Raw genomic sequence first — 4,417 nt, forward strand, 5'->3', positions numbered from 1 at the left:
ACCCCGCAAGATTCGGGACAGGCACTAAGATCCTTTTATCTGGTCATCCCATACAGTCAGATTGCGACAGAAGCGGGCGATCCCGGCGCGGTCTCACGTTTTTCGGCAGTCTCCCAGGGCACGCTTCGACCATCACGGACAGGGCCCAGCCTGGCCTGTCGGGTATGGAGTGGAGGTGCGAATTGGCTGGGATCCGAGCATGGTGGGGTGGTGAGGATGGCGATGGTCGGTCCATCGGTTCCGGGAACGCGCGTGGATGTTCGGGATCCGGACACGGCCGTGGTGGACCTGCTCGGTGTTCTGCGCCGGCAGTTGGGGATGGATTTTGCCTGGATGTCTCGGCTGGAGGGTGACCGGAGCGTTCTGCAGGCCTGCCACGGTGACGGAGCCGGCTTTGGCCTCGGCCCAGGGTCGGTCACCGTGTGGCCCGAGGGCGAACCAACGCCCACCCGGCCGTCCTGCGTGCCGGACACGCGAATGGATCCTCTTGCCTCCAGGCTGGCAGTCGTGGCTGCACTCGGGATCGGCGCGTACGCGGTCGCGCCGATCCACACCGACAGCGGCGAGATCTATGGAACCGTCGGCTGTCTCGCGCACGATCCCCGCCCTGATCTGGACGCCCGACACGCCCAGATACTGACCATGGTCGCCGATCTGCTCGGTGTTTCGGTCCGCGATCTGCACCAGATGTGGGAGCGCTCCAGCCACAGGTGGCAGGCAGTCCGTCGTGTTCTTGACAACGGCGGCCCCAGCCTCGTGTATCAGCCCATCTTTGATCTGCGCACCGGTGCCACCGCCGGAGTCGAGGCACTGTCCCGGTTTCCCACCTCCGCTACCGATCCCGAACAGTGGTTCGCCCATGCAGCCAGCGTCGGACTCGGGATCGAGCTGGAACTGGCCGCCGTTCGCAAGGCCCTCCCCGTGCTGCGCCGGGGTCCCCCATCAGCCCGGCTGGCGGTCAACGTGTCCCCGAGCACTCTTGTCGGCGGCCTGATCGACCTGTTGATCACCAGCGCAGCCCATGCCGATCTCAGCCGTCTCGTCGTAGAAATCACCGAACACGAAAGCAATTTCGAGGACCCGGCAGTACTGCAGGCAGCACGAGAACTGCGCAACCTCGGAGCGAGGATCGCCGTCGATGACATCGGCACCGGCTACTCCGGGCTGCAACGCCTCGTCAATCTTCGCCCCGAAGTGATCAAGGTGGATCGGTGCCTGATCCATGGCATCAACACCGATCCCGTCCGCCGGGCCACCGCGATCGCGCTGGTGTACATCGGTCAGGAGATCGACAGCTCGATCATCGCCGAGGGCATCGAGACCTCCGCCGAACTCGCCGCCGTCCAGAACGCCGGAATCTGCTACGGCCAGGGGCACCTTCTCGCTCGACCGAATATCCAACCAATCTTCCGCTGAACCAACCGCCACCACAACGCCCGACCCCGCGAAATACGCGCCCAGTCTGCCCCCGGGCTGGCCGGCGCCAGAATCACGCCGTCGACGGCCGCGGTCGGCTGGTTGACCATCCGGGTACGGGGTGTGCGCGGACCGCCACCCCGCCGCGATCATTATTGGTGCGGGTCATCCGATGGGTCTACGGCGCACGCTGATGCCGAACGCGGGCCCTCCACGGACCGATGGTCACGGAGCATCTCCGAATGCGCGTCAGGATTCTACGGCTTCCCCGTGTGTGCTCGCTGACGGCGGTAACGCTCGACAAGGTGCGATACCAGAAACAGCCCCGCGCCGAAGGCCGCCCAGATGAATCCCCAGAACACTGCCGCCCACACGGTGAACACGCCGGCAACCGCTGTGCCGGTGCGACGCTGGAAGGTGTCCGCCGCCGTGTCACCGCACCGCCGGCGGACGACCGCGGACCCTACGGTGCCCACCACAAGATTGACCATCGAGAACCCGATGATCCACTTGTAGTCCCCCGGGGGCACTGTTGTGTTCACACCTCAATATAGAGCGACGTATCCGCGTACAAGGAGCATCCGTCGCGTCATCCACGAAGTGGTCAGCGTGGTGCGGCATGTGCCACGCGTCCGGGATCCGGGCCGGCACCGCCGCACCCGAGCCATCCGAACTACGCCAGCGCGGCGCACACATGGAAGTCCAGCCGCCTGGCAGGGCTCAGCGCGGGGTGCGCAGGATGACGGTTCCCAGGCCGGGGGTGCGTAGCGCGAGCAGCGTACCGTTGGCGGTGCGGTCGGCCAGTACTGCCAGACGGCGCCGCGCGCAGCGGGCGCGCAGCAGCTCGACCCGGGCGTCCTCGGACAGCTCATCGCGGTACGCGTCCCCGAACCCCAAGCCATCGGCGTGGGCGCCGGCGGGAGGCCGGCCAGCAGCCCAGGACAGGAATCGGGCGTTGAACTCCGGCTCGGCCGCCAGCGTCGGCCAGCGATGTGCCACCCGGGCCCTGCGTTTGTCGAGCAGCGCGTGCCGGGTCGCTGCCAACGCCTCCTGGTCGAAACCTTCCGGATCGCCACCACCGGCGACCAACGCCGCGAGCAACGCGGACTGCCCGGCTGCCAGCCGCGCCCTCACCGCCGCCAGATCCACCGGCACAGCCAGGCCGACCCGGCGGCCGGCCGGGTCAGGACCCTCCGCCGCATCCCCCACCTCCGCCGCATCCCCCGCCGCATCCGCCGCATCCGCCGCATCCGCCACCATGGCCTCCTCCCCCGCATCCGCCGCCGTGACCACCGCTGTCGGACCCACCGCCGTACCCGCCGATTTCGCCGCCGCCGCACCCGTCGGAACGGGAGCCACCAAGACGGCCCCCGTTACGCCACCGGCCGACGAAGAGGTGGCCGGAGAGCCTTCTCGCCAGGAGGAACACCGCTGCGAGCAGCAGGCAGCCGACCAGCAGCACGATCTTCACCGATGTTGGCATGGCAGCTGCCTTTCTGCGCTGGCCGCGGCGGCCTGGACACGGTCACACTCAGCGTGGAACACGGCGGCCGGGGGATAGCAGCCATCGCGTTCGAGAAGATAGGCGGCCCGGCCCGGCGGAAACCGCCCTACAGCATCAGCCAACAGCTCCAGCTGCCGCGGCCAGACCGGATGTAGATGGGTGTCGTGATACCGGCCCTCGCGCATCACCCCACCAGCGACATGCAGGTAGGCGACCCTTTCCCACGGCAGCCGGTCGAACGCCGCAGCCGGATCAAGGCCGTGGTTGACCGTGTCGCCGTAGAAGTTCGAGACATCGACAAGCAGCAGCGCCTCGGTCCGCTCCGTCAACTCGGCAAGAAAATCGGCGGGGGCCAGGTCGTCGTCCGGCCAGCGCAGCAAAGCGGCCGGGTTCTCCAACGCCAGCGGAACCGGCAGCTCGGCACAGGCAATCCTGACGTTGGCCACCAGCACATCCAGCGCGTCACGGGTATAGGGAACCGGCAGTAGATGGCCCGCCTCATACCCATCCGCGCGTACGAACGCGACATGCTCGCTGACCAGCGGCGCACCCACAACCCCGGCAACATCCGCCAGTCGACGCAGCCTGGCCGGGTCGGGACTCTCAGCCCCGCCGAGCGACAGTCCGATCCAGTGCACCACCACCGGCACGCCCACCTCGACCGGCGCCGGCCCCGGCCACGGCGCCGAAAGGGCGCGCCCGTCGAGCCCGACGTTCTCCGCGATCACCTCGACGAACCCGAGCCCGATACGCCTGGCGAGCAGTGCGGCGAGTTCCGGTCGCCACCCCACCCCGAACCCGCTCACCCCCGTCACACCACGATCGTCACAGGGCACTCGCCGCTTTGTCTTCCCACTGTCGTGTTCTGGTCGCCCACCACCCGACAAACCGGCCGCCATCCACGAGTCGACGGAAACCTCGGTCGCGGGGCCGCCGATACCGTCCATTGCATCGTGGTCCCGTCCCGCTCGGCGCCGACCGGGACAGGGCCGGGGCGGCACATCCGCCGAAACGCCGGGCGGAGACCGCACGGGTCCGGCCGCTTTGACACCCGGAAGACCCATAACAAAGCCACAGCGGACCCACAGCTGGATCGGACACTGTTCCGGACATACCGGCAGCCTGCCCGGTGAATGTCGGACTTCCTCACCACGGAACGGACAGATCCTTGACCAAGCTTCGCCGCACCATCGTCGCACCGATCGCAGCGGCAGCACTGTTTTCCACGGTCACGGCCTGTAGCAGCGACTCCGATGCCGACACCGGCTCGGCCACGGCCTCGGCCTCGTCCGCTGCCCCTCGAGCTCGTCGAGCGGGTTTCCCGGCGGCGGCCCGGGCGGCGGTGGGGCAGGCGGTGCTCTGCAGACCTTCACCGCCGTCGACCTCGACACCGACGGCGCGAACGCCTCGGGCGCGAACACCACCGCCGTGGTGACCGCGGCCACCGCGTTTCTCGCCACCCTGGACACGAGCACCGCAGGAAAGGTCAACTACGCC

The 4,417-nt window shown here is 68.3% G+C and carries 4 protein-coding genes; 1 reads left to right on the top strand and 3 read right to left on the bottom strand.

The window, feature by feature from the left end; genetic code table 11:
• Positions 1-216: 216 nt before the first annotated feature.
• Positions 217-1,416 (top strand): sensor domain-containing phosphodiesterase, encoded by a 1,200-nt coding sequence (locus G6R24_RS18580; RefSeq protein ID WP_192029183.1) that lies wholly within the window; start codon positions 217-219, stop codon positions 1,414-1,416.
• Between the two features lie 720 nt (positions 1,417-2,136).
• Here G6R24_RS18580 and G6R24_RS18585 read toward each other — a convergent pair.
• The 3 genes from G6R24_RS18585 to G6R24_RS22835 form a co-directional block, all read right to left on the bottom strand.
• Positions 2,137-2,724 (bottom strand): SCO6045 C-terminal-like domain-containing protein, encoded by a 588-nt coding sequence (locus tag G6R24_RS18585; protein ID WP_225438714.1) that lies wholly within the window; start codon positions 2,722-2,724, stop codon positions 2,137-2,139.
• 159 nt (positions 2,725-2,883) lie between these two features.
• Entirely contained in the window at positions 2,884-3,756 is an 873-nt protein-coding gene (locus G6R24_RS18590) for an MbnB/TglH/ChrH family RiPP precursor modification enzyme (protein ID WP_338084471.1), read from the bottom strand.
• A 310-nt stretch (positions 3,757-4,066) separates the two neighbouring features.
• Positions 4,067-4,417 (bottom strand): hypothetical protein (locus G6R24_RS22835; protein ID WP_225438715.1); only part of this gene is annotated, 351 nt, incomplete at its 5' end.

This window comes from Candidatus Frankia nodulisporulans (assembly GCF_902806475.1).
Classification (GTDB): Bacteria; Actinomycetota; Actinomycetes; order Frankiales; family Frankiaceae; genus Frankia; species Frankia umida.